The organism is Kitasatospora sp. NPDC085879 (assembly GCF_040686255.1).
Taxonomy (GTDB): domain Bacteria; phylum Actinomycetota; class Actinomycetes; order Streptomycetales; family Streptomycetaceae; genus Kitasatospora.
This window is the reverse complement of record NZ_JBFBJZ010000054.1, coordinates 28707-53373: the sequence shown is the minus strand read 5'-3', so window position 1 is coordinate 53373 and position 24667 is coordinate 28707. Positions and strand designations below refer to the sequence as shown.

20 protein-coding genes are annotated in these 24667 nt (G+C 74.6%); 5 read left to right on the top strand and 15 right to left on the bottom strand.

The genetic code is table 11. The features are described from left to right. Positions 1-102: 102 nt before the first annotated feature. The 4 genes from mycP to eccB all read right to left on the bottom strand — a co-directional run bounded on the left by mycP (position 103) and on the right by eccB (position 3958). Positions 103-1410, bottom strand: a complete 1308-nt coding sequence (mycP, locus tag AB0P35_RS31195; RefSeq protein ID WP_363517473.1) for a type VII secretion-associated serine protease mycosin — start codon at positions 1408-1410, stop codon at positions 103-105. A 108-nt stretch (positions 1411-1518) separates the two neighbouring features. Beyond that, a complete protein-coding gene (locus AB0P35_RS31190) occupies positions 1519-1809 on the bottom strand; it encodes a WXG100 family type VII secretion target (protein ID WP_095874819.1) in 291 nt (96 codons plus the stop codon). A 79-nt stretch (positions 1810-1888) separates the two neighbouring features. Beyond that, on the bottom strand, positions 1889-2191 hold the full coding sequence (locus AB0P35_RS31185) for a WXG100 family type VII secretion target (protein WP_095874818.1): 303 nt from the start codon (positions 2189-2191) through the stop codon (positions 1889-1891). Between the two features lie 180 nt (positions 2192-2371). Further along, on the bottom strand, positions 2372-3958 hold the full coding sequence (eccB, locus tag AB0P35_RS31180; protein WP_095874817.1) for a type VII secretion protein EccB: 1587 nt from the start codon (positions 3956-3958) through the stop codon (positions 2372-2374). A 198-nt stretch (positions 3959-4156) separates the two neighbouring features. On the opposite strand from eccB, the gene eccE reads away from it, so the two are divergent. The 3 genes from eccE (at position 4157) to AB0P35_RS31165 (ending at position 8736) form a co-directional block, all read left to right on the top strand. Then, the gene (gene eccE, locus AB0P35_RS31175) at positions 4157-5542 is read left to right on the top strand and encodes a type VII secretion protein EccE (RefSeq protein ID WP_363517468.1); all 1386 of its coding nucleotides are present in this window, start codon (positions 4157-4159) and stop codon (positions 5540-5542) included. Then, positions 5542-6306, top strand: coding sequence for a hypothetical protein (locus AB0P35_RS31170; protein ID WP_363517465.1), 765 nt, complete (start codon positions 5542-5544; stop codon positions 6304-6306). The genes eccE and AB0P35_RS31170 overlap by 1 nt, the downstream gene beginning before the upstream one ends. A gap of 270 nt (positions 6307-6576) precedes the next feature. Further along, a complete protein-coding gene (locus AB0P35_RS31165) occupies positions 6577-8736 on the top strand; it encodes a MinD/ParA family protein (protein ID WP_363517463.1) in 2160 nt (719 codons plus the stop codon). Between the two features lie 60 nt (positions 8737-8796). Here AB0P35_RS31165 and AB0P35_RS31160 read toward each other — a convergent pair whose 3' ends face one another. From AB0P35_RS31160 to rimP, 10 genes are all read right to left on the bottom strand, one after another. Next, on the bottom strand, positions 8797-9744 hold the full coding sequence (locus AB0P35_RS31160; protein ID WP_095874813.1) for a bifunctional riboflavin kinase/FAD synthetase: 948 nt from the start codon (positions 9742-9744) through the stop codon (positions 8797-8799). Positions 9745-9805: 61 nt separating this feature from the next. Then, the gene (locus AB0P35_RS31155) at positions 9806-13210 is read right to left on the bottom strand and encodes a serine protease (protein ID WP_363517460.1); all 3405 of its coding nucleotides are present in this window, start codon (positions 13208-13210) and stop codon (positions 9806-9808) included. A 193-nt stretch (positions 13211-13403) separates the two neighbouring features. Beyond that, complete coding sequence (truB, locus tag AB0P35_RS31150) at positions 13404-14309, bottom strand: tRNA pseudouridine(55) synthase TruB (RefSeq protein ID WP_363517458.1); 906 nt, start codon at positions 14307-14309, stop codon at positions 13404-13406. 31 nt (positions 14310-14340) lie between these two features. Continuing rightward, entirely contained in the window at positions 14341-15423 is a 1083-nt protein-coding gene (locus tag AB0P35_RS31145; protein WP_095874811.1) for a bifunctional oligoribonuclease/PAP phosphatase NrnA, read from the bottom strand. Between the two features lie 2 nt (positions 15424-15425). Continuing rightward, complete coding sequence (gene rbfA, locus AB0P35_RS31140) at positions 15426-15869, bottom strand: 30S ribosome-binding factor RbfA (RefSeq protein WP_095874810.1); 444 nt, start codon at positions 15867-15869, stop codon at positions 15426-15428. Positions 15870-16034: 165 nt separating this feature from the next. Beyond that, positions 16035-16331 (bottom strand): DUF503 domain-containing protein, encoded by a 297-nt coding sequence (locus AB0P35_RS31135; RefSeq protein ID WP_095874809.1) that lies wholly within the window; start codon positions 16329-16331, stop codon positions 16035-16037. A gap of 132 nt (positions 16332-16463) precedes the next feature. Continuing rightward, positions 16464-19550: a translation initiation factor IF-2 gene (gene infB / locus AB0P35_RS31130; RefSeq protein WP_363517455.1), complete on the bottom strand. Its 3087-nt coding sequence runs from the start codon at positions 19548-19550 to the stop codon at positions 16464-16466. A gap of 196 nt (positions 19551-19746) precedes the next feature. Beyond that, positions 19747-20040, bottom strand: a complete 294-nt coding sequence (locus AB0P35_RS31125) for a YlxR family protein (protein ID WP_095875655.1) — start codon at positions 20038-20040, stop codon at positions 19747-19749. Positions 20041-20109: 69 nt separating this feature from the next. After that, positions 20110-21111 carry a transcription termination factor NusA gene (gene nusA / locus AB0P35_RS31120; RefSeq protein ID WP_363517453.1) on the bottom strand — a complete coding sequence of 334 codons (1002 nt, stop codon included), beginning with the start codon at positions 21109-21111 and terminating at the stop codon, positions 20110-20112. A gap of 51 nt (positions 21112-21162) precedes the next feature. Then, positions 21163-21720 (bottom strand): ribosome maturation factor RimP, encoded by a 558-nt coding sequence (gene rimP, locus AB0P35_RS31115; protein WP_363517451.1) that lies wholly within the window; start codon positions 21718-21720, stop codon positions 21163-21165. A 916-nt stretch (positions 21721-22636) separates the two neighbouring features. Here rimP and AB0P35_RS31110 point away from each other — a divergent pair. Both AB0P35_RS31110 and AB0P35_RS31105 read left to right on the top strand, forming a co-directional pair. After that, positions 22637-23122, top strand: a complete 486-nt coding sequence (locus tag AB0P35_RS31110; protein WP_363517489.1) for a DUF4439 domain-containing protein — start codon at positions 22637-22639, stop codon at positions 23120-23122. A gap of 73 nt (positions 23123-23195) precedes the next feature. Beyond that, positions 23196-24125, top strand: coding sequence for an aminoglycoside phosphotransferase family protein (locus AB0P35_RS31105; RefSeq protein ID WP_363517448.1), 930 nt, complete (start codon positions 23196-23198; stop codon positions 24123-24125). Here the strand turns inward: AB0P35_RS31105 and AB0P35_RS31100 are convergent. After that, positions 24098-24664 carry a GNAT family N-acetyltransferase gene (locus AB0P35_RS31100; protein WP_095874804.1) on the bottom strand — a complete coding sequence of 189 codons (567 nt, stop codon included), beginning with the start codon at positions 24662-24664 and terminating at the stop codon, positions 24098-24100. The genes AB0P35_RS31105 and AB0P35_RS31100 overlap by 28 nt on opposite strands. Positions 24665-24667 lie beyond the last annotated feature (3 nt).

Genomic DNA, 24667 nt, shown 5'->3' with positions numbered 1-24667 from the left:
TCTCCTCTTTTTTTCCCTCCCCCCGGGTACCCCCCCCCCCCGGCCCGCCCCCCGCCCGGCCCCCCCCGGGGGGGGGCCGGGCCGATGCGCGTCCGAGCGGGCTCAGCCCTCGCGGCGGCGCCGGTGGTCGCGCAGCACGACCGAGCCGCCCGCCAGCGCGGCGACCGCGAGCACACCGCCGCCGAGCACGAAGGTGCCGGTGCGGCGGTCGCGGTCGGCCTGCGTCTCGGCGAGGCCCAGCGGCTGGGCCACGACCGGGACCCGGTCGATGGCGACCTTGGGGTCCTCGTGCGGCACGCTGTCCTGCTGGTCGCCGCTGTCGCTCTGCACGGCCTTCACCGGGTCGACGATGCCCCAGCCGACGAACTTGTTCGCGCCGCGCTGGGTGCGCTGGGCGGTCTGCTCGATCCGGGCCCGGATCTGCGCCGCACTCCAGTCCGGGTGGGCGCCCTTCAGCAGGGCGGCCACACCGGCCACGTACGGGGCGGAGAAGCTGGTGCCGTTGTCCACGCACTGACCGCCGGCCGGCACGGTGGAGAGCATGTCCACACCCGGTGCGGCGATGTCGACGAAGAGGCCGTACTCGGAGAACGGTGCCCGCTCGTTGTTGCGGTCCGAGGCACCAACGGCCAGCACGGTGTCGAAGCCGGCCGGGTAGGTCTCGGCCTCACGGCCGTCGTTGCCGGACGAGGCGACGATCACCACGCCCTTGGCGTCGGCGTCCTCGACGGCCTTCTGCAGCTGGTCCTTCAGCGGGAAGGTACTGGTGTCGCCCTCCGCCCGGACGTCCTGCGAGATGTTGATGACGTCGGCGTGCGAGGCCACGGCCTGGTTGATCGCGTCGATCAGGCTCTGGACCGAGCCGCTGCCCTGGTCGTCGTTCTGCTTGATGGAGAGGATCGTGGCGTCCGGCGCGAGACCGACGAAGCCCGTCCCGGCGACCGGCTTCGCGGCGATGATGCCGGCGACCTTGGTGCCGTGGCCGACCGTGTCGGTCGTGCCCTCGCCCTTCTGGTTGGTCTGCTTGTCCGTCAGCAGGGAGCCGCCGTTCTCGACCTTGCCCTGGAGCTGCGGGTTGCGGTCGTCCACGCCGGTGTCGATCACCGCGACCTTGACCGGGGTGCCCTTGGCGTGGCCCCCCGCGTCCTTGACGAACTTGCCCGTCCGGCCGTCCTTCCAGAGTTCGCTCAGCAGCACCCGCTGCAGCGCCCACGGCGTGCCCTGCACGTTCTCGGACGGGAACTTGCACTCACCCGCCGCGGCTATACCGATCGGCGACCAGCGCGCCGGGTCGGACGCCGACGCGGACGGCGTGGGCGTGGCCGCGTACACCGGCGCCGCGGCGAACGAACCGACCACCCCCAGCACCACGGACGCGGCGGCCGCCCTGCGGAACGTACCCAACGACACCTGTGTTCCCCTCATGATCCCGATGCCGTGCGCGTCAGTACGCGCGAGGGGCGGGCGCCCGGTCGGACGCCCGCCCACAGTCCCACCGTGTCGAACGGCGGCGGAACCTCAGCTCCAGACGCCGGCGTTCTTCTGCTCGGTGGCCTGGTAGCTCTGCGCGGCGCTGTCCAGCGAGGTGGCGATCTGGCCCAGCACCTGCTGCAGGTCGGCGGCCTTGGCGTCCCACTCGTGCTGGCGGGCCTGGTAGCCCTCCTGCGCCGAGCCCTCCCAGCTGCTGGCGATGCGCTGCACGCCGGCCTTCAGCTCGTCCAGCTGCGACTGAATGCGCTGGGCGGTCTGGCGGACCTCCGACGACGCGTTCGAGATCGTCGAGAAATTGACGAGAATGTGCTCACTCATTGAAGTCTCCTAGTCGATGGAATCGGCGCGGCCGGATGCGCGGGCCGCACTACAGCCGAGGTCCTGCGGACCCTAGAGCTCAGTGACCGAGCCCGGACATCGAGGACTGCTGCTCCTGCTCCGTCTGCGCGTAGAGCTTGGTGGTCGCCTCGATCGCCTGCTTGATCTCGTCGAGCACCTTGTTGAGCGCGTTGGCGTCCTCGTTGAAGCGGGTCTGCATCTGCTGGTAGGCCTGGGCAGCCTGGCCCTGCCAGCCCGACTTGATCGAGTCGACCAGCGCGTTGAGCCGCTGAATCTCGCCCTGGACCTGCGCGTTCACCTCACCGATGCGGTTGGCGAAGGCATTCATTTCCTCAGCGGTCGTCCTGAACTGACCAGCCATGATCCACCGTCCCCCATGAGACAGACAATTACTTCGGATAGTCCTGATACGGCCCACCCGGTGACACCACGATGAGGTGTCCCCAGCACTTTAGCCGCCGTTTGCAAGTGGCCCAACACCGGAGTGCCGGTAGTTACCAGACCATGACACGGCCTGCCACACACCTGCACTGACGAAGCGTCACGCGGTCTGCGCGGTCTCCGCCGCCTTGGTGCTCAGCGAACCGCCGGCCGGCACGAGGATCGACCACGGCTGCGGAACCCGGCTCGGCGCAACGGACTTGTAGCCGAGCCGGGCCTGGGAGCCGTTCTCCTCGTCCTTGGCCTGCTCCTGCTGCTGCCCGGCGCTCGGAGCGGGCGAAGGGCCGTTGCCGCCGTCGCTGTTGGCCTGCAGCGAGTAGCGCAGACCGGTCTCGGTGATCAGGAAGGTGGTGCCGGAGGTGTCCTGGCTCGCCGGCCCCGCCTCGCCGTCCACCGCGCGGTACAACAGGCCGTGGCCCGGCGTCACATGGGCGCTCGCGGACCCGAGCGCGACCTTCGCCGGGTACTCGGTGTGCGCCCACACGGTGCGCTTGGGCTGGCCCTTGTCGTCGTAGCCCGCGAAGGTGCTGCAGACGGTCGAACGGTTGCCCTTGGGGCCGACGTTCAGCGGCAGTTGCGGCTTGGCGTCCGGCAGGTCGGTCTTGTCCAGCATGGACTGCTCGACCTGCGACGCCAGCTTGGCGTTGTCGCCCGGGGACAGCTCTGCGGCCTTCGGGCTGTCGCCGCCGTACGCGGCGGTCAGGTCCGGGTCGTTGCGGATCAGCTCGGCCTGGAACGGCGTCACCTGGAAGAGCTTCTCCTTGCCGACGACGTAGTAGGTGTTCTGGAAGACCAGCAGCCTCCCGACGAACGCGTCCTCGGTCTTGGTGAGATTGACCTTGGACTTGGTCTTCGTCGTGGTCAGGTCGGAGATCTTCGGGAAGTCGATCACCTCGCCCGTCGCCAGCGTGTCCAGCCAGGCCTTGGTCACCTGCTCCGGCTCGACGCTGTCGCCGAACAGGCCGGACTGCAACGCCCTGCGCCTGTCGGCGGGCATGTCCAGCTTGCCCACCGCGTGCTTCACGCCGAACTGGTCGACCAGGAACCTGCTGGGCGTGTCGCCCTTCTTCACCGGCGGCGCCTGGACGTAGAGCCCCTGGCCCTCCTGCAGCACCTTCGCCGGGTCGGACAGCGTCTTCGCCTCGTCGCCCGCGGCGATGAACACGGCCTGGTTGATGCTCGCCTGACTGGTGTCGACACCGGGCCGGTCGCAGACCGACCACAGCTTCGCCTCACCGGCGTCCTGCGCGGACGGCAGCTTGTCCGGCGCGTACGGGATGCCGACGGTGGCGCCGTGGTTCTTGTAGTTGTCCAGCACCTTGTCGGCGACCGGCACCACCTTGGCGCCGGCCGGCAGCAGCAGCCGGGCCGAGGACATGTTCAGGACCTGGTGCAGCACCTTCTCGTGGGTCTGCGGGTCCTCCAGCACCACGTACCGAGTGGTGGAGTCCTTGCCCTGGATGATGTTCTTGCCGTCGTCCCAGTTCAGCGGGGCACTTGGCTTGATGACGCCCCACATGCCGAAGCCCGCCACGGCCACCGCCGCGACCACGAAGCTCGGCAGCACCGCGCGCACCGGGCGCGGCGCGTCCTCGTCGTTGCCGCCGCCGCCGGGCTGCAGGAACGCCCCCACCGTGCGCCGCCGCGCGAAGTTGTACGCGTTCAGCTCGTCCCTGCGTGATGCCATGCTCCCCGTCTCCCCTGTGTGTCCGGCGCCTGTCCTGCCGTCAACGCGCCCTCGCCCTGCGTGAGTCTGCCACCCGCCGGGCAGCGCGAGCACTGAACCCTCTACGATGCCGCAGCAGACGGTGAGTACCGTAACGGGTACGGTTCACTGCCCGGCCGGCCGGGCCGTGACATCTGATCAGAGAGGGTCCATCGGGGGATGCCAAGCCAGACCGCTCAAGCTCGACGCAGCGCCGCGAACGGCCGCCGGCAGGGCGGCCGGGGTGCCGACCCCGGCGGCCGTCGGGCCCGGTCCGCCGCGCCCGCGACCGCCCCGGTGCCGCTGCGCGTCCACCCCCGCCCCGGGCTGCTCGGCAGCCGGCTGCGGCTCCAGCAGCTGGTGCTGCTGGAGGTCGCCGCCGCCCTGGTGGCGGTGGGCTGGACGATCGCCCCGGCGATGGCCGGCGCCTTCGCCGTCCCGGCCGTCCTGCTCCTCGTGGTGGCACTGCTGCCGCTCGGCGGGCGCAGCCTGCCGGAGGCGCTGCGCATCCGGCAGGCCATGAAGGCCCGCCGCAAGGAGGCGCAGTACAACGTGCCGCCGCCGGGTACCGACCCGGCGCTGGCCCCGGCGCTGGAGGTCGAACCGGCGCTGCGCACCTGCACCCACGTCACCGAGACCGACCTCGGCGACGGCCGCCCGATCCGCCGGGAGACCGGCATGGTCGGCGACGGCACGTTCTACACCTCGGTGCTGCTGGTGCAGGCCAAGGACCAGCCGCTGCGGCCGGTGCGCACCGCGCTGCCACTGCCGCTCGACATCGTGTGCTCGGCGCTCCAGGTGGACGACATCGCCATGGAGTCCGTGCAGTTGGTGCAGCACACCCAGCCCGCGCCGGCTCCGCACCTGCCGGACCAGTCGCTGGCCGCCCGCGCGTACCAGCAGCTCCAGGACGGCCCGGCCACGCCGGCGCTGCGGCTCACCTGGGTCGCGCTCAAGCTGAACCCGGAGACCTCGTCCACCGCGGTGCTCGCCCGCGGCGGCGGCGAGGAGGGCGCCCGCAAGACCCTGCAGCGGGTCACCGACCAACTGGCCGGTCGGCTGAACGCGGCGGGCTTCACCGCGACCGTGCTGGACGAGCGCGAGCTGATCGCCGCCCTGGCGATCTCGATCTGCGCCAACCCGGTGGCCGTGGCCGGCCGCCAGGGCAGCGGCGGCGGCGGTGCGGCCGCCCGCCGGACCCAGGAGAGCAGCAAGTTCTGGCGGATCGACGACCGCTGGCACAGCACCTTCTGGATCTCCAAGTGGCCGCAGCTCAGCCGGCCGGGCGGGGCGCCGGGCCGGATCTCGGCCCCGGACCTCGTCAACCTGGTCACCGGCACGCCCGCGCTGGCCAGCACCTTCAGCCTGACCGCGAGCCGGGGCACCGGCGGTTCGGTCGCGCTCAGCGGCCACGTCCGGGTCACCGGCCGCAGCGAGAGCGAGGTGGCCCAGGTCGGCCGCCTGATGGAGTCGCGGGCGCAGAGCGCCGGCGTCGGCCTGACCCGCCTCGACCTGGAGCAGGCGCCCGGCCTGCTCGCCACGCTTCCCCTGGGAGGGACGTCCTGATGGCCTATCAGTCCTACCCCACCCAGGCCCCGCAGCCGGCCGCCGAGCAGCCCCGTCCGACCCGGGTCCGTCCCGGCTTCGGGCTGCGCGGTCCGCGCCGCGAGAAGCACGTGCTCACCACCGAGGACCTCGCCGCGCTGTCCTTCCCGGTCGGCGACGACGGTGTGGTCATCGGTGTCGACCCGCAGCAGCAGCCCGCGGTGATCGGCCTGTTCCGTCCGCACGCCTACGACGTGGTGCTGGTGGGCGGCATGTGGACGGCGCAGGTCATCGCGCTGCGCGCGGCGGCGACCGGCGCCCGGGTGGCCGTGGAGACCGGCCGTCCGCAGGCGTGGGCGCCGATGGCGCAGGCCGCCGGCGGCGGCCAGCCGTGCGTGACGGTCCACCAGGTCGGCCGGCTCGGTCCGCAGGGCGCGTCGGTCGCATCGCCGGTGCTGGTGGTCCGTGACCTCGGCGCCCGGCCGTCGCGCAGCCGGCTGTCGGCCGCGCCGTGGCAGACCACGCTGACCCTGCTGCCGTACCTGGGGCCGAACGCGAGCCGGGTGCTCAACTCGGCCGACCTGGTCGGTGTGCAGCGCATCTCGCCGCAGGAGGCGGAGGTCGTCGCGCGGGTGCTGTCGCTCTCCGACCAGGAGGTCGTCTCGCTGCCGTCGCTGGGCGACAACATCACGCTGTGGGCGACCCGGATGCGCAAGCAGTACGTGATGACCAATCCGGTCGAGGCCGAGGCGCAGCTGCTGGGCGGCCCGCGCCGGATGGACTGACAGCGCCTCATCGGCACCACGGGTCCGGGCCGGCATCTGCCGGTCCGGACCCTCTGTCCGCGGCCCCGTTTCGGGGGGCCGCGGCCGGGGACGGGGGAAAACAGGCGGACGTGCTTTCGGCGTTCACCCTTTGGACGGTTCTCCGCGCGCGGTCGGCCGTGCCCGGTGGCGGTTCGGCATCCGGTACCGCCTTCAGATGACCGCGGATCACGTCCTAGTCTTGTTGCCCGACCCACCGCGAACAGCGGCGACGAAAACGAGGGAGCCCCAGTGAGCAGCGATCGGGACGGCGTCTACGTCGGCGACAACGCGGCGGAGGAGGACGACGACTGGTCGGACGAGCCCGACTACGCTCCCCCGTCCTGGTACACGCAGAGCGCGGCTCCGGCGCAGCCCGCACCGGCCCCCGCGCCGTCGCCACCGCCGGCTCCGCAGCCGGTGGTACAGCCACCGGTCGCCGTGCAGCCGCCCGCGCCGGTGCCCGCTCCCGCACCGGCCGCGGAGTCCGTCCCTGCTCCCGTTCCCGCCCCGGCCCCGGTCGCGCCGCAGGCCGAGCAGCCTCCGGTCGTCCAGCCGCAGCCCGTCCAGCCGCAGCCCGTTCCGCAGCCGCTCGTTCCGCAGCCGCCGGTGGCCGAGCAGTCGCCGGCGGTGCCCGCTCCCGCGCCGGTGGTCGAGCAGCCCGTGGCGGAGCCGGCTCCGGTGCCGGCCCCTGCCCCGGTTCCCGCGCCGGCGGTGGAGGTGCAGTCCGCCGCGGTGCCGCCGGTCGAGCCCGCCCCGGTGCCCGCTCCCGCTCCGGCCCCCGCTCCTGTTCCTGCTCCCGCTCCCGCTCACGAGCAGCAGGCCGCGCAGCCGTGGCCTCCGCAGCCCCAGCCCCAGGCGCAGCAGGGCGCGCCGTACGCACCGCAGCAGCCGGTGCCGCCGGGCCCCCCGCAGCCGTACCCGCAGCAGCAGGGCGGTGCGCCGCAGCCCGGGCCGTGGCCGCAGCAGCAGCAGGGTGTCCCGCCGACCGTTCCCGGACCCGCGCCGGCGCCCGGCCCGGCCCCGGTGCCCGGTCCGCCGGTCGACCCGCGGACGGGCGGCTGGCCGCAGCCGCCCGCCTACCCGCAGGCGTACCCGCAGCAGCAGGGCGGCGTGCCGCAGGCTCCGGCGGCCTTCCAGCAGGCGGGCCCGCAGCAGGCGCAGGCGCACGGCGCGGCGCTGGGCTACACGGCGGCGGTGGAGCTGTCCTCGGACCGGCTGCTGCGCGGTCAGCCGAAGGCGCAGCGCCAGCAGCCGCGGTTCCAGTTCGGCGGCAAGGCGGCGCAGGCCGACCGGGCGCGCAAGCTGGAGATCATCCGGACCCCGGTGATGAGCTGCTACCGGATCGCGGTGATCAGCCTCAAGGGCGGTGTCGGCAAGACCACGACGACGACCTCGCTCGGCGCCACGCTGGCGAGCGAGCGCCAGGACAAGGTCATCGCGATCGACGCCAACCCGGACGCCGGCACGCTCGGCCGCCGGGTGAAGCGCCAGACCGGTGCGACCATCCGCGACCTGGTGACGGCGATCCCGCACCTGCGCAGCTACATGGACATCCGCCAGTTCACCTCGCAGGACCTGCACTCGGGCCTGGAGATCCTGGCGAACGACGTCGACCCGGCGGTCTCGACCACCTTCGACGACTCGGACTACCGCCAAGTCATCGAGGTGCTCGGGCAGCACTACCCGATCATCCTGACGGACTCCGGCACCGGTCTGCTCTACAGCGCGATGCGCGGTGTGCTGGACCTCGCGGACCAGCTGATCATCGTCTCCACGCCGAGCGTGGACGGTGCCTCCAGCGCCTCGACCACGCTGGACTGGCTGTCCGCGCACGGCTACGCGGACCTGGTGCAGCGCAGCATCACGGTGGTCTCCGGGGTCCGCGAGACCAGCAAGATGATCAAGGTCGAGGACATCGTGGCGCACTTCCAGACCCGCTGCCGCGGTGTCGTGGTGGTGCCGTTCGACGAGAGCCTGGCGGCTGGCGCCGAGGTCAACCTGGCCATGATGAAGCCCAAGGTCCGCGACGCGTACTTCGACCTGGCCACCCTGGTCGGCGAGGACATCGCCCGCACCCAGCAGGCCCAGCAGTCCGCCTGGGCGCAGCAGCAGGGCTACGGGCAGCAGATGCCGCCCCAGCAGCAGCCGTACCCGCAGCAGCAGGGCTACCCGCAGCAGCAGCAGGGCTACGGCTACCCCGGCCAGCCCGCGCCGGGTGCGCCGTGGGCCCCGCAGCCCGGCCAGGCCCCGCCGCCCGGCTGGGGCCAGCAGCCGCCGGCCCAGCCCGGGGCGCAGCCGCTGCCGCAGGAGTGGCAGCAGCCGCAGCAGCCCGGGTACGGCTACCCGCCGCCGCAGGACGGCCAGCAGCCCCCGCCGCCCGGGTACGGGTACCCGCCGCAGCAGCACTGAGGCAGCACGCCGAAGGCCCCCGACACCGGATGTCGGGGGCCTTCGGCGTGCGCGGGGGCGTCAGCCGGCGGTGTCGGTCAGCTCGCGGGCCTGCTTGACGTCGTCGGCCATCCGCTCCAGCAGGGCCTCGATCGAGTCGAACTTCTCCATGCCGCGCAGGTAGGCGAGGAAGTCGACGGCCACGTGCAGGCCGTACAGGTCGAGGCCGACCCGGTCGATGGCGTAGGCCTCGACGGTGCGGGCGGTGCCGTCGAAGGTGGGGTTGGTGCCCACCGAGATGGCGGCCGGCATGCGCTCGCCGTCGGCGGTGAGCCAGCCCGCGTAGACGCCGTCGGCGGGGATCGCGCTGTGCGGCACGGTCTCCACGTTGGCGGTGGGGTAGCCGAGTTCGCGGCCGCGCTGGGCGCCGCGGACGACCACGCCCTCGACGCGGTGCGGTCGGCCGAGCACCTCGGCGACGCCGGCCATGTCGCCGCCGGCCACCAGGCGGCGGCAGAGGGTGGAGGAGAAGGCCTCGCCGTCGCCGGCGCTGCCGCTCACCCGGAGGTCGAGCACCTCGACCTCGAAGTCGTCGGCGCGGCCGAGTTCGGCGAGCAGGGCGACGTTGCCGGCCGCACGGTGCCCGAAGCGGAAGTTCGGGCCCTCGACCACGGCTTTGGCGCGCAGTGCCTCCACCAGCACCGACCGCACGAAGAACTCCGGTGACTCCTGGGAGAATTCGAAGGTGAACGGCAGGACGAGCACGGCGTCGACGCCGAGCTCCTCGATCAGTTCGGCCCGGCGGGGCTGCGGGGCCAGCAGGGCCGGGTGGCTGCCCGGCCGGACGACCTCGCTGGGGTGCGGGTCGAAGGTGACGACGACGGACTTGGCGCCGAGCTCGCGGGCGTGCTCCACCACCCGTTCGATGATCAGCTGGTGGCCGCGGTGCACACCGTCGAACGATCCGATGGTGACGACGCTGCGCCCCCAGTCCCCGGGGATCTCCTCCAGGCCACGCCAGCGCTGCACCTGACCGCTCCTTGTTCCTCTGCCGCGCCTCGGGAGGCGCTCGAACACTCAACCCGAACCCCTATAGCGTGCCATGAGCCCGTCCCTGCTTCGGCACCGGAATGGCCTCGGCGCGGTGGGCGGCCCGTTCCGCCTCGGCAGCGGCGTACTGCGGGTCCCGGCCGGCGGCGGCGAGTTCGCGCAGGCGGGCGGTGAGCGGCCCGTCGGGCGGCGGTGGGCCGGTGTCCGGCCAGTCGGCGAGGAGCCGTGCGAAGGAGGCCGTCCGCCCGGCCGCGCCGACGAGGGCGGCGTCGGCTCCGGGCCACCGGCCGGCGATCCTGCGGACCAGCTCGCGGGCCCGTTGCGGTGCGGTGCGGGCGCAACCGTCGGCGACCCGGTCGAGGACGGCGGCGAGCACGCCGGGGTCGCGTTCGGCGGCGAGCAGGGCGTCCAGCAGGGCGGCCCGGGCCTGGCCGTCGGGCGCCGCCAGTACCGGGGCGAAGACCTTGCGCACCGTGGCGGGGGCGGTCACCACCTCGGCGACCAGCGGCCGCGCGTCGTGCCCGGCGGCCAGCAGGACGTCCACGTGGGCGGCCAACTGCCCGGCGCGCTCCGGGTGTTCGCGCAGCTGCCGGGCGGCGAGCAGGATGCCCTCGCGGACGGTCCCGGGGTCCTCGGCCCGGGCGAGCAGCCGCAGGCCGTCGGCGACCGGGGCGGCGGGGCGGGCGAGTCTGCGCCGGACGGCGTCCAGCACGGCCTCGGGGTGGTCGGCGAGCGCGGGGGCGAGTTCGGCCGCGCCGAGGAAGGGGTCGTCGGCGGCGTACGCCTCGAGTGCGCGCGGCAGGTGGGCGGCCCGGTCCTCGGGGTCCCGCAGCAGCAGGGCGAGGGCGGCGCCGTGCAGGGCCGGCTCGTCCTCGCGGGCGAGCAGGGTGAGCGCGGTGAACCGCAGCAGCCGCCGGCCGGCGGGGTTGGCGTGCGGGGCGGCGCGCAGGGCGTGCACGGCGGCGGCGACGTGCCGTTCGGGGCGCGGGTCGTGGCTCCAGCGGTCGACGGCGCGGCAGAGCGCGGAGGGCTCGTCCTCGGCGAGCCGGGCGAGCAGCGCGTCGGCTCTCGGGTGCGCGGCGGCGGCCAGGGTGTCCGCCAACTCGTCGACGGCCAGCCTACGGTGGGTGTGCAGCAGGTCGTGGGCGAGGTCCGCGACGGTGGCGCCGGTGCCGTCGGCGAGCGGGCCGGCGTCGGCGAACCAGGCGCAGAGCAGCGGCTGGACGGTGACCGGGTCTGCGGTCAGCAGGGCGGCGGCAGCGGCCCGGTACGGCCCGCCGGGCGGGTCGGTGCGGACGAGGCCGCGCAGCAGGTCCAGCCGGTCGGCCGGGGCGAGCGGCAGGGCGGCCCACCAGTCCGGGGTGAAGGCGGGGTGGCCGGCCAGGCCGGCCAGCAGGGCGCGGTGGGCGCCGGGCCGGGGCAGGGCGGGCAGCACCGCGGCGAGCAGGCGGGCGGCCCACCAGGCGGCCTCGGAGCCGGGTTCGGCGGTGTCCAGGGTGTTCCGCAGCTGCCACAGCCGTTCGGCCAGGGCGGGTCCGTCCCCGGTCTCGGCGAGCCGGCGCAGCGCGGCGGCGACCGCGCCGAGCCGGTGACGGGGCACCCCGTGGCCGGCGCCCGGGTCGGTGTCCCGGTCTGTGCGGGTGTCGGGGCCGGGTGCGGGGGCCGGGTCGAGCAGCAGGTGGAGGGCGCGGTCGAGGTCGAGGTGGCGTCCCTGCAGCCAGTCGGCGTGGTCCTCGCGGGCGAGCCGGAAGCCGTCGCCGGCGCGGACGAACAGGCCCTCGGCGAGGACGGCCTGGCTCCAGCCGCCGGCAGCCGGGAAGAGCCGGTCGAACTCGCCGGCGGTCAGCCCGGCGTGCCCGGCCCCCAGCAGCAGCCGGGCGGCCTCGTGGACGCGTCCGGCGACGGCGGCGGCGGTGCGGCGCAGCCGGCCGATGTCCTCGCCGCCGGAGGGCGCGGCGCCGCGGCGGTGGGCGCCGGGGCGGCGGTCCTCGGCGGCCCGGATCCGGCGGGCGATCCGCAGGCAGAGCAGGTCGAGGTGGGCGGCGTAGAGCTCGCCGCGGCCGCCCGGGGTGCCGTGCAGGCCGGCGGCGCGGAGGTCGCCGGCGGTGCGCAGGGCCTCGGGGTGGGCGGCGTCGGCGGGGGCGAGGGCGGCGGGGTCGGCGCCGTGCCGGCGGGCGGCCCGCTCGGCGGCGTCGGCGGGCAGCGGGCCCAGGCCGACCGGACGGGCGCCGGCGGGCCGGGCGGGGCCGTCCCAGGTCTCGGGTCGGCAGGCGGTGAGCAGCCGGACGCGGTGCCGGACGAGCCAGTCGCCGGTGGCGGCCCACCAGGCGCCGGAGGGGGCCGCGACGGCCTCCTCGGGGGCGTCCAGCAGGACGAGCAGGGTGCGGTCGGCGTCGGCGCAGAGCCGGGCGGCCTCTTCGGGCGCGGGTGCCGGGACCGCCAGCCGGGTGGCGGCGCCGGCCAGGGCGCGCGCGACCGGCTCGGCCAGCGAGGTGTCGCCGGGCGCGAGGTCGGCGCCGCGCAGCCAGAGCGTGGGCAGTGGGCGTTCGCCGGTGGCCCGGCGCCGGACCAGCGCGGCGAGTTCGGTGCTGCGTCCGCTGCCGGGCGCGCCGACGAGGACGGTGTGCGGGTCGAGCGGTTCCTCGCCGGTGAGGCCGTCGGCCCGGTCGGTGCGGCCGGCGGCGAGGCCTGTGGCGGGTGCTGCGGCGAGCTCGGCGGCCCGGGAGGGGCCGGCGGCGGTGTCGAGCTGGACGGCGGCGAGCCGCAGGACGCCGCCGAGGTTGAGCGCCGCGCCGTGCCCGGGGACGCTCTCGGCGTTGCGCCGCACCAGCCGGTGCAGGCCGGCGACGCCGAGCGGGGCTGCGGGGACGGTGCCGGCGCCCTCGGCCCGCAGCGCCGGCGCGAGCACGGCGAGGACGGCCCCGGAGTCGGCGTCCAGCACGGGTGTGCCGGGCAGGGCGGCCTCCGGCGGGAGGTCGAGGAGCAGGGTGTCGGGGACGGCGTGGAAGCCCTCCGGCAGCAGCAGCGCGGCGGTGCAGCGGCCGACCGCGGCGACCGGGGTGACCGGGCCCGGGGCGGTGCCCGCGGCGGGTGGCCGGAGCAGCGCCAGCGGCCGTCCGGCGGCGGCCCGGCCGGTGTGCCCGGAGATCGGCAGCGCGGGCCTCGGCGGGCCGGCGGCGGCGGGGTGGAGCAGGGCCAGGCCGTGCTCGGGCAGCAGCTCGACGGCGTCCGGGCCGAGCGGTACGAGGGTGCCGTCGGGCAGCAGCAGCACCAGGGCGGCGGGGCCGGCGGCGGTCTCGTGGGCGGTGACCACGGTGCCCTGTAGGTCGGCGGTGAAGCCGAGGCCGCGGTGGCGGCCGGTCTCGTCGCGGATGCCGACGAGGGCGTCCGCGGGACGGGGCGGCGGCGGCCCTGCCGTCGCCCCCGGCTGGTGTCTGCCCGCCATCCGCGCCGCCCCTCCCGCCGGGTCAGCCGGCGGCCGGACCGGCCGCCGCACTCACCGCGGGGAGTGTGCCCCCGGCGGGCGGCGCACCACCGTGCGCGCGCCGTTCACGACACCGGTTCACCTCGCGCGCTCGCCCGAAAGGGTGACGCCGAGCGGGCGGCGGGCCGGGGCCCGGGAGGACCGGGCGGGTGGCTCAGCCGACGAAGACGGCCACCGGGCGGGCACTGCCGCCCTTCTCCTCGACCAGGGCGAGGAAGCGGCCCTCCGGGTCGAACACGGCGATCGGGCCGCCCGTGTCGAGCCCGGGGGCCTTCAGCCGCATGCCGTGCGAGAGTTGCTCGGCCTGCTCGGCATCGATGTCCCAGCGGGGGAAGGCCGCGGCGGCCGCCTCGGCGATGGGCAGCACCTCCAGCTTCTCCTCCAGCTGCTCCAGGGTGCGGGCGTGCTCCAGCCCGTACGGGCCCACCTTGGTGCGGCGCAGCGCGGTGAGGTGGCCGCCGACGCCGAGGGCGGTGCCGAGGTCGCGGGCGAGCGCGCGGATGTAGGTGCCGGAGGAGCACTCGACGGTGACGTCGAGGTCGATCACCGGGGTGCCGTCCTCGGCGGTCGCGGCCCGCTGCTCGTGGACGGTGAAGGAGTGCACCGTGGTGGGGCGGGCCGCCAGTTCGAAGTCCTCGCCCTCGCGGACCCGGGCGTAGGAGCGCTTGCCGTCGATCTTGATGGCGGAGACCTTGGACGGGACCTGCATGATCTCGCCGGTCAGGTCGGCGATCCCGGCGTCGACGGCCTCCCGGGTGACGGCGTCGGCCGGCACGGAGGCGGTGACCTCGCCCTCCCGGTCGTCGGTGATCGTGGTCTGGCCGAGCCGGATCGTCGCCTCGTAGGTCTTGCTGGTGAGCATCAGGTGCCCGAGCAGCCGGGTGGCCCGCTCGACGCCGAGCACCAGCACGCCGGTGGCCATCGGGTCGAGGGTGCCGGCGTGGCCGACCTTGCGGGTGCCGGCCAGCCACCGCAGCTTGGCGACCACCCCGTGCGAGGTGATGCCCTCCGGCTTGTCGACGATGACCAGGCCGTCGGGACCTGTTCCCTTGCGCTTCATCGGTTCTTTCTTCGAGGAGTGTGTGGGCGGGTCAGCCGGCCAGCGCGGCCCGGAAGCGGGCCACCACCGTCTCGACGTCCTCGCGGGCGGCGAACCCGGCCGCGTAGACGTGCCCGCCGCCGCCGAGTTCGGTGCAGGCCGCGGCGACGTCCACCGCGCCCTTGGAGCGGCAGGAGCCGCGCAGGGTGCCGTCCGGGTCCTGCTTGAGCACGAGCGCGACCTCGGCCTCGGCGGGGCGCCGGAGCACGTCGATCAGACCCTCGATCTCCTCCACCGTCACGCCGAAGAGGGCGAGTTCCTGGTACGGCACCCAGGTCCACACCAGGCCGCGGCCGCCCACGGCCTCGGGCTCGAGGACCGCGCGGCCGAGGGCGCCGGCGAGCACCTTGAGGTAGCCGAAGGAGGAGGTGTCCCAGAGCTGGCGGGAGATCAGGTCCTGCCGGATGCCGGTGGCGAGCAGCCGGCCGGCGAGCTCGTGGGTGGCCGGCGTGGTGGCGGCGTACTTGAAGGAGCCGGTGTCGGTGGCGACGCCGGTGTACAGGCAGGTGGCGAGCGCCTGGTCGAGGGGCACGCCGAGGCGGCGCAGCAGTTCGTCGACGAGCACGGCGGTGGCCGGGGCGGCCGGGTCGATCAGCCGGTGGGTGCCGAAGCCCGGGTTGGAGGCGTGGTGGTCGAAGACCACCATGACCGGGGCGGCGAAGGCCTTGTCGTGGAGCAGGCCGAGCCGGCCCTCGGAGGCGACGTCGAAGCAGAGCACCAGCTCGGGCACGTCGGGGACGGCCGAGGCGGGCACGATCAGCTCCTGCCCGGGCAGGAAGGACAGCGACTCGGGGACGATCTGCGGGTCGTCGCCGAAGGAGACCCGGACGCGGTACCCGAGCGAACGCAGGGCCAGGCCCGCGGCGAGCGCGGAGCCCAGGGCGTCGCCGTCCGGGTTGATGTGGCAGATCAGATCGATGTCGGTGGCCCGCCCGATCTCCGCCACGACGCGCTGCCACTCGTGGTCGAGGCCGGAGGCCTCAGTGCGTGGCCCCGGAAGCACCGCGAGGGCAGGCTCCACCGTGCTGGTGGAGCCCGCCCCCGCGGTACCGGCCGCCGTCGGCTCGCCGGTCATGCCTACTCGTCCTCGTCCGCGTCGTCGTCTCGGCCGGTGCGGTACGGGTCCGCGTCGCCGGCGTAGCTGGCGCCGGCGGCGGCGGTGCGCACCGCCGCGTCGGACTGCCGGGCCCGGTCGAGCAGGTCGTCGATGTTCTTGGCGTTGTCCGGCAGCGCGTCCGCGACGAAGGTCAGGGTCGGGGTGAAGCGCACCCCGGTCTGCCGGCCGACCTCGGAGCGGAGGACGCCCTTGGCGCTCTCCAGGGCGGCCGCGCTGGCCTGACGCTCGGTCTCGTCACCGTAGACGGTGTAGAAGACGGTGGCCTCGCGCAGGTCCCCGGTGACCCGGGCGTCGGTGATGGTCACGTAGCCCAGACGCGGGTCCTTGATCCGGCGCTGCAGGGTCTCGGCGACGACCACCTGGATGCGGTCGGCGAGCTTGCGCGCCCTTGCGGTGTCGGTCACGTTGCCTCCTCGTGCGATGGGCCCGGTACCCGGGTCGGTCGTGCACCCGGCGGGGCCCATGCCCCAAAGTACCTGCCCGCGCCCAGCCTTGTGGGCGCTCTCGGTCCTGATCGGTGTGACGGTGGCGACTCCCGCTGCCGCGGGGGCGCTCCGGCCAACCGGTGGTCACTCATCGTCGTCGTTGTGGTACCGCCTCCGTGCGGAGAGCAGCATCACTTCGGGGCGGCCGGCGACGAACCGCTCACAGCTGTCCAGGATCTCGGTGACGTACGAGGCGTCCCCGGAGACCACGGCGAGGCCGATCCCGGCCCGGCGGTGCAGATCCTGGTTCCCGACTTCGGCAGCGCACACGCTGTACTTGCGCTGCAGTTCGGCCACGATGGGCCGCACGATCGAGCGCTTCTCCTTGAGCGAGTGGACGTCACCCAGGAGGAGGTCGAAGGTGAGTGTTCCTACGAACATGTGTGGCAGGTCAGAGCCGACCTGGAGGCCTCGGAGAGCTCCCCGCTCGGGGATGTACGAGGACCCTACACAGCGAGACCGGGGCCGGTCGACGGGTTATGCACCCGCCGACCGGCCCCGGAACACGAGCCGTTACGAGCGCGGCTTCTCGCGCATCTCGTAGGTCTCGATGACATCGTCGATCTTGATGTCGTTGTACGAGCCCAGAGTCACACCGGCCTCGAAGCCCTCGCGGACCTCGGTCGCGTCGTCCTTGAAGCGGCGCAGGCCCTCGATGTTGAGGTTCTCCGCCACGACCTTGCCGTCGCGCAGCAGGCGGGCCTTGGTGTTGCGTCGGATGACGCCCTCGCGCACCAGGACACCGGCGATGTTGCCGAACTTGGAGGAGCGGAACACCTCGCGGATCTCCGCGGAGCCGAGGCGCACCTCCTCGTACTCGGGCTTGAGCAGGCCCTTGAGCGCGGCCTCGATCTCCTCGATCGCCTGGTAGATGACCGAGTAGTACCGGATGTCGACGCCCTCGCGCTCGGCCGCGGTACGGGCACGCCCCTCGGCGCGCACGTTGAAGCCGATGATGATGGCGTCCGAGCCCATCGCCAGGTCCACGTCGGACTCGGTGATGGCACCCACACCGCGGTGCAGGATCCGCAGCTCGACCTCGTCGCCCACGTCCAGCTTGACGAGAGCGTCCTCGAGGGCTTCGACGGAACCGGAGACGTCACCCTTGATGATGAGGTTGAGCTTCTCGATGGAGCCGGCGGCCAGGGCGGCCTCCAGACCCTCGAGCGAGACGCGGACACGGCGCTGGGCCATGGACGCGTTGCGGTCGCGGGCGGCGCGCTTCTCGGCGATCTGGCGGGCGGTGCGGTCCTCGTCGACGACGATGAAGCTGTCGCCGGCGCGGGGCACCGAGGTCAGACCGAGGAGCAGGACCGGACGGGACGGGCCGGCCTCGGTGAGGCTGTTGCCGTTCTCGTCCAGCATCGCGCGGACGCGGCCGTAGGCGTCGCCCACGACGATCGAGTCGCCGACGCGGAGCGTGCCGCGCTGGACGAGCAGCGTCGCCATGGCGCCGCGGCCCTTGTCCAGGTGGGCCTCGATCGCGATGCCCTGCGCGTCCTGCTCCGGGTTGGCCCGGAGGTCGAGCGAGGCGTCCGCGGTGAGGACCACGGCCTCCAGCAGCTGGTCGATGTGCAGCCCCTGGCGGGCGGAGATGTCGACGAACATGGTGTCGCCGCCGTACTCCTCGGCCACCAGACCGAACTCGGTCAGCTGACCGCGGACCTTGGTCGGGTCGGCACCCTCGACGTCGATCTTGTTGACCGCGACCACGATCGGAACGCCGGCGGCCTTGGCGTGGTTGAGCGCCTCGATCGTCTGCGGCATGACACCGTCGTTGGCCGCGACCACCAGGATCGCGATGTCGGTGGACTTGGCACCACGGGCACGCATGGCGGAGAACGCCTCGTGACCCGGGGTGTCCAGGAAGGTGATGCGGCGCTCCTCGCCGTTCACCTCGGTCTGCACCTGGTAGGCACCGATGTGCTGGGTGATGCCACCGGCCTCGCCCGCCACCACGTTGGTCTTGCGGATGGCGTCGAGCAGGCGGGTCTTGCCGTGGTCGACGTGACCCATGACGGTCACGACCGGCGGGCGCGCCTCCAGCATGTCCTCGTCGCCCTCGTCGACACCGAAGTCGATGTCGAAGGACTCGAGCAGCTCGCGGTCCTCGTCGTCCCGGCTGACGATCTCCAGGACGAAGCCCATCTCCTGGGCCAGCATCTCGAGCGTCGCGTCGGAGACCGACTGGGTCGCGGTGACCATCTCACCGAGGTTGAACATCACCGAGACGAGCGCGGCCGGGTTGGCGTTGATCTTCTCCGCGAAGTCCGTCAGGGAGGCACCGCGCGACAGGCGGACGGTCTGTCCGTTGCCGCGAGGCAGCATCACACCGCCGACGGACGGGGCCTGCATGGCCTCGTACTCCTGGCGCTTCGCCCGCTTCGACTTGCGACCACGGGCCGGGCGGCCACCGGGGCCACGGCCGAAGGCGCCCTGCGTGCCACCACGGGCACCCGGACCACCGGGACGGCCGCCGAAGCCACCGGGACGGGCACCGCCGCCACCGAAGCCGCCACCGCCACCGGCGCCACCGCCCGGACGCGGGCCGCCGAAGCCGCCGCCAGCCGGACGTGAGCCCGGACCGGCCGGACGACCGGCGAAGCCGGGACGGCCGCCACCGGCGCCGCCACCCGGACGGGCACCGGGGCCGCCACCCGGGCGCGGGCCCGGACGCGGGCCCGGACCGGCCGGACGCTGCGGCATCATGCCGGGGTTCGGACGGGGCATGCCCGCGGGGCTCGGGCCACCGGGGCGCGGCGCGGCAGGACGGGGCAGCCCGTCCGGACGCGGACGGTCGCCACCGGGACGCGGAGCACCCGCACCGGGGCCACCGGCCGGACGCGGACGGTCGCCACCGGGACGCGGAGCACCCGCACCGGGGCCACCGGCCGGACGCGGACGGTCGCCGCCCGGACGCGGAGCACCCGCGCCGGGGCCACCGGCCGGACGCGGACGGTCCCCACCGGGACGCGGAGCACCCGCACCGGCGCCGCCCTGACGACGCTCGCCGGGACGGGCCATGCCGGTGTTGCTGGACGTGAAGGGGTTGTTGCCCGGACGCGGGCCGGCCGGACGCGGGCCCGGACGGGCCGCGGGGTTGGCCGGACGCGCAGCGGCCGGACGGGCTTCACGGGCCTCACCGGCCGGAGCCGGGGAGGAGAACTCGGCCGCCGGAGCCACGGGTGCGGCGGGTGCGGCCGGGCGGGCCGCCGGACGCGGGCCCGGCGTCGGCGCGCCGCCCGGGCGGGAAGCCGCGGGGGCGGCCGGCGCGGAGGGTGCCGCGGCGGCGGGGGTGGGACGGGGGCCCGGCGTCACGGTGGGACGCGGGCCGGGGGTGGGTGCACCCGGCTTGGGTGCAGCCGCGCCGGCACCGCCGGCGGGCTGGGGCGCCGCGGGCTTCCGCGGGCCAGGCTTCGCGGAGGAACCACCGGCAGGCGGCGTCGCTCCCAAAGCGTCAGTCAACTTGCGAACGACCGGCGCCTCGATCGTCGAGGACGCCGAACGCACGAACTCACCGAGCTCGGTGAGCTTGGCCATGACGGCCTTGCTCTCCAAGCCAAGTTCCTTGGCAAGCTCGTATACCCGGACCTTAGCCACTTCGCTCCTGTCTATCCGTCCGGGGTAGTTGTCCGCCGGACTGTCGCTACTTCATGGGCGTACTCATCGCGTACTCATCGAGTGCTCATCGCAATCTCGACCTACTTCCATCTCGCGAGGTACCTGACGTTTCGCACCACGCACATGATGAATGTGCGAGGTGCGCTTTCTGCGGTGCTCCGCCGCGCCTGAGGACTCAGGACGCCGGGGCGTCGCCCGCCCGCTGCTCGATGTGTGACCGCAGTGCATCGGTGTCGAGCGGACCCTGGAGCCGGAAGGCCCTGGGGAACGCCCGACGGCGGACCGCGAGGTCGAGGCAGGCGGGATCGGGGTGCAGATGTGCACCCCGCCCCGGCAGTGCGCCGCGGCTGTCGGGGACGCAGACGCCCTCGACCGCCACGACACGCAGCAGCTCATGCTTGGCCGCGCGCTTGCGGCAGCCCACGCAGGTGCGTTCCGGGCATGCGCGGACAGGCGTCCGGCCAGACAACCTCAAGTCTACCCCTCCGATGGGACATGGCGCCGCCCGCCGATCACGGCGGGCTCCGTACAACACCGACTACCGCGCCTCGGATTCCCCGGCGGGCACCTCGGTGTCGGGGCGGATGTCGATCCGCCAGCCCGTCAGACGGGCGGCCAGGCGGGCGTTCTGGCCCTCCTTGCCGATCGCCAGCGACAGCTGGTAGTCGGGCACGATCACCCGCGCGGAGCGCTGCGCGTAGTCGACGATCTCCACCTTGGTCACCCGTGCGGGCGACAGTGCGGCGGCGACCATCTCGGCCGGATCCTCCGAGAAGTCGACGATGTCGATCTTCTCGCCGTGCAGTTCGGCCATCACGTTGCGCACCCGGCCGCCCATCGGGCCGATGCAGGCGCCCTTGGCGTTCAGGCCCTGCTTGCGGGACCAGACAGCGATCTTGGTGCGGTAGCCGGCCTCGCGGGCGATCGCGGCGATCTCCACCGAACCGTCCGCGATCTCCGGCACCTCCAGGGCGAACAGGCGCTTCACCAGGTTCGGGTGGGTGCGCGACAGCGTCACCGACGGGCCGCGGACACCGCGGCGCACGCCGACCACGTAGCAGCGCAGCCGGGTGCCGTGCTTGTACTCCTCGCCGGGCACCTGCTCCTGCGGAGGCAGGATCGCCTCCAGCTTGCCGATGTCGACCAGGATGTTCTTGGGGTCGTTGCCCTGCTGGACGACACCGGTGACGATGTCGCCCTCCTTGCCCGCGTACTCGCCGAAGGTCTGGTCGTCGGCGGCGTCCCGCAGGCGCTGCAGGATGACCTGCTTGGCGGTCGACGCGGCGATCCGGCCGAAGCCGCTCGGGGTGTCGTCGAACTCCTTCGGCTCGACGCCCTCCTCCAGCTCGGCCGCGTCCTCCAGCGCCCAGACCGTGACGTGGCCGGTCTTGCGGTTCAGCTCGACCCGGGCGCGGCGGCGCGAGCCCTCGGTGCGGTGGTACGCGATGAGGAGCGCCGACTCGATCGACTCGACCAGCAGGTCGAACGGAACGCCCTTCTCGGTAACCAGCCCACGCAGGGCGCTCATGTCGATGTCCACGGCTACGCCTCCTCTTCTCTCTTCAGGTTCATGGTCGGGGTCGAACCCCGACTACGCGTCGTGCGAGCCGTCGTCTTCGGCATCGTCCGTGTCGTCGGCGATGTCGGCCGCCTCGTCGAGCAGCGCCTCGTCCTTGCGGTTGAACTCGACCTGGACGCGCGCCTTGGCGATCTCGGTGAAGGCCAGCCGGCGCTCCTTGGGGCGGCCCCGCCCCTTGACCGGCTGCACCTCGACGAGCGCGCCCTCCTCGTCGCTCTCCAGCACCCGGGCGACGATCTCGCCGCCCTCGGCCAGCTGGATCTTCGCCAGCCGGCCCTCGGCACGGGCCCAGTGGCGGGGCAGCACGAGCGAACGCTCCGCACCCGGCGAGCCGACCTCCAGCAGGTAGGGCGCGCTGCCCATCAGGTCGGAGTCGTCCAGCGCCTGGCCGACCTCGCGGCTGAATTCCGCGATCGCGTCGAGGTCCACGCCGCCGTCGGCGTCCACGTCGATCTGGACCTGGCGGCGACTGCCCGCCTGGGTGACCCGGACATCCTCCAGATCGAGGCCCGCCTCGGTGGCCAGGGGCTCCAGCAGCGCACGCAGCCGGTTGGTCTGGGGGGTGCTCATCCGGGTGACTCCTCGGCCGCGTCTGCTGTTGTCAGGTGCTAACTCATCGCGCAGCCTATCCGGTCCGCAGGGCAACCGCCGATTCCGACCGTGCCGCCCGCCGGGTGACGGCGGCGCCTGCGAGCAAGCTCACACTCCGCCGATCGGGCCGCCTGCCCGTCCCGCCCGGCCGCGGCCCTGCCATGATGCACGGTGACCTCACGGTGACCCAGGGGCGTCAGGCCCCGCGAGACGAGAGGAGCGTTCGATGCCGTCCCCCACCCGGCGGACCGTCCTGGCCCTCGGCGCGCTGGCCGGCGCGCTGCTGGCGGCCGGCTGCACCGAGGACCACCGGGACGCCGACCGCACCGGCCGACCCGATCCGGACCTCCCGCTGCGGGTGCGCGCGGTGGCCGCCACGGACGCCCTGCTCGCCTCCTACGACACGGTGATCGCCGGGCCGGGCGCCGCCCGGGCGGCGGAGCTGCGGGAGCTGCGCGCGGACGTCGAGGAGCACCGGGCCGCGTTCGCCGCCGGGCTGCCCTCCGCCTCACCGTCCGGCCCCGCCTCGCCGTCCCGCCCCGCCTCGGCATCCGCCGGCGGCTCACCCTCGCCGACCGCGTCCCGACCGGCGGCGAGCGTCGCCGAGCTGGCCGCCGCCGAGCGCCGCACCGCCGTCGCCCGGCTGGCCGACCTGGAAGCGGCCTCCCCCGAGCTGGCCCGGCTGCTGGCCGCGGTCGCCGCCTCCGGTGCGCTGCACGCCCGCGCGCTCGGCGACTCCGGGCCGATCGCGCCGCCCGCTCCCACCGCCGGCGCCTCGCCATCCCCGTCCGCCACGCCCTCGGCGGCTGCTTCTGCGGCTGCGGCTGCGTCCGCATCGGTGTCGGGGTCGGCGTCGGGGTCGGCGTCGGGGTCGGCGGGTACCCGTCCGGCACCGCTGCCGACCGGTGCCGTGGCCGCCCTGCAGGCGGCGCTGGCGGCCGAGCACGCGGCGGTCTACGGCTACGGCGTGGTCGGCGCCCGGTCGGCGCCCGGCCCGCAGCGGGACGACGCCCGTGCCGCGTACGCCGCGCACCAGGCCGGCCGGGACGCCCTGCAGCGGGAGCTCGACGAGGCGGGCGCCACGCCCACCGCCGCCGCGGCCGGCTACCGCCTGCCGTTCGCGGTCACCGACGCGGCCGCCGCCGGCCGGCTCGCCGCACACATCGAGACGCAGCTGACCGCGGTCTGGGCGGACGCCGTCGCCGCCACCGGCGGGGCGCAGCGGCAGACCGCCGCCACCGCGCTGCGGGAGACCGCGCTGCGCGCCGCGCACTGGGGGGCCGACCTGTCGGCGCTGCCGGGGCTGCCCGGTTCGGCGGGCCAGGACGCGGCCGACGGGGCGAGCGCCGCCCCGGGCGCGAGCGCGTCGCCGAGCGCCTGACCAGCGGCTTCCCGTCGATGGCCGACAATGGACGGGCGGCGCCGCGTCGGGGCGCACCGAGCGAGAGGCCACCATGTCGGCACTGCCAGGCCAGCAGATCCCCGTTCCCGAGCGGCTCGCGGACACCGTGCGGGCCTGGGCGGGCGAGGCCGGGACGGCCTGGCTGGCCGACCTGCCGGGCCTGGTCGCCGATCGGCTGGACCGCTGGGGTCTGACCCTGGAGCGGGTCGCCGACCCGGGCGGCCCGATCAGCCTGGTCGCCTTCGTGCACCGGAACGACGACCTGGCGCCGGCCGTCCTCAAGGCCGGGCTGGTGACGCCGGAGACCGACGGGGAGCACGCCGCGCTGCGGCACTGGGCAGGCCGCGGCGCCGTGCTGCTGATCGACGCCGATCCGGCGGCGGGGGTGCTGCTGCTGGAGCGGCTGCACGGCGACATCCCGCTGCGCTCGCTCGCCGAGGCCAAGGCGATGCTGGAGGCGACCGGTCTGCTGCAGCGGCTGTGGGTGCCGCCCGCGGAGGGGCACCCGTTCCGGCTGGTGGTGGACGTGGCCGCCGAACTGTCGGACCGGATCACGGAACGCCGTGCGCTGCCGGGCGCCGGGCCGGCCGGGCCGCTGATCGACGAGGCGCTGGAGACGGCGGCCGCGCTGGCCGGCTCGGAGCCCGAGCGGTTCCTGCTGCACGGGGACTTCCACCACGGCAACGTCCTGGCCGCCGACCGCTCCCCGTGGCTGGCGATCGCCCCCAAGCCGGTGGTCGGCGAGCGCGCCTGGGACCTCGCCAGGCTGGCCCAGGACCGGATGGACACCCTGGCCGGCTCGCCCGGGCAACGGGCGGCCGTCCGGCGCCGCCTGCGGCAGCTCTCCGACGCGCTGGAGGTCGACCGGGACCGGCTGCGCGGCTGGACGCTGTTCCGCACGGTGGAGGCCGGCCTGTGGAGCCTGTCGGTGGGCGACCGGGACGCGGCGGAGCTCTACCTGGAGTTCGCCGCCTGGCTGTGAACCGCGGCGAGCGGCAGCCGCGCGCCCATCACCGCGTACGGGCGGACGGTGTTGGGGAAGCGCACCGCCCGGGCGAGGTCGTGGTAGCCGAGGGAGCGGTAGAGCCGGCGGGCCGGGGTCTCCGCGTCGATCGCGGAGAGGATGCTGCGGTCCCGCCCGGAGCGGTCGCACAGGCCGCGGATCAGTGCGCTGCCCAGGCCCCGACCCTGGTAGGCGGGCAACACGTGGAGCTCGGTGACGGCGAAGACGCCGTCCAGCCAGTCGCCGTACCCGCCGGCCTCCAGGTAGGGCTGGATGACGGTGGACCACCAGTGCTCACGGGAGTTGGGCATCCCGTAGCCGAAGCCGACCAGCCGGCCGCCGCTCATCGCGCCGAGGGCGAGCACACCGGGCTGCTGGGCGTGCCGACCGACGATGTGCAGCCGCACCGCCACCTCCTCGGGCGTCAGCCCGAAGGCCAGCGCCTGGACCTCCAGCGCGTACGGTGCCCAGGCCGCCAGGTCGATGGCTTCGATCGTCACCTCGGTGAGCTGCTCCATGAC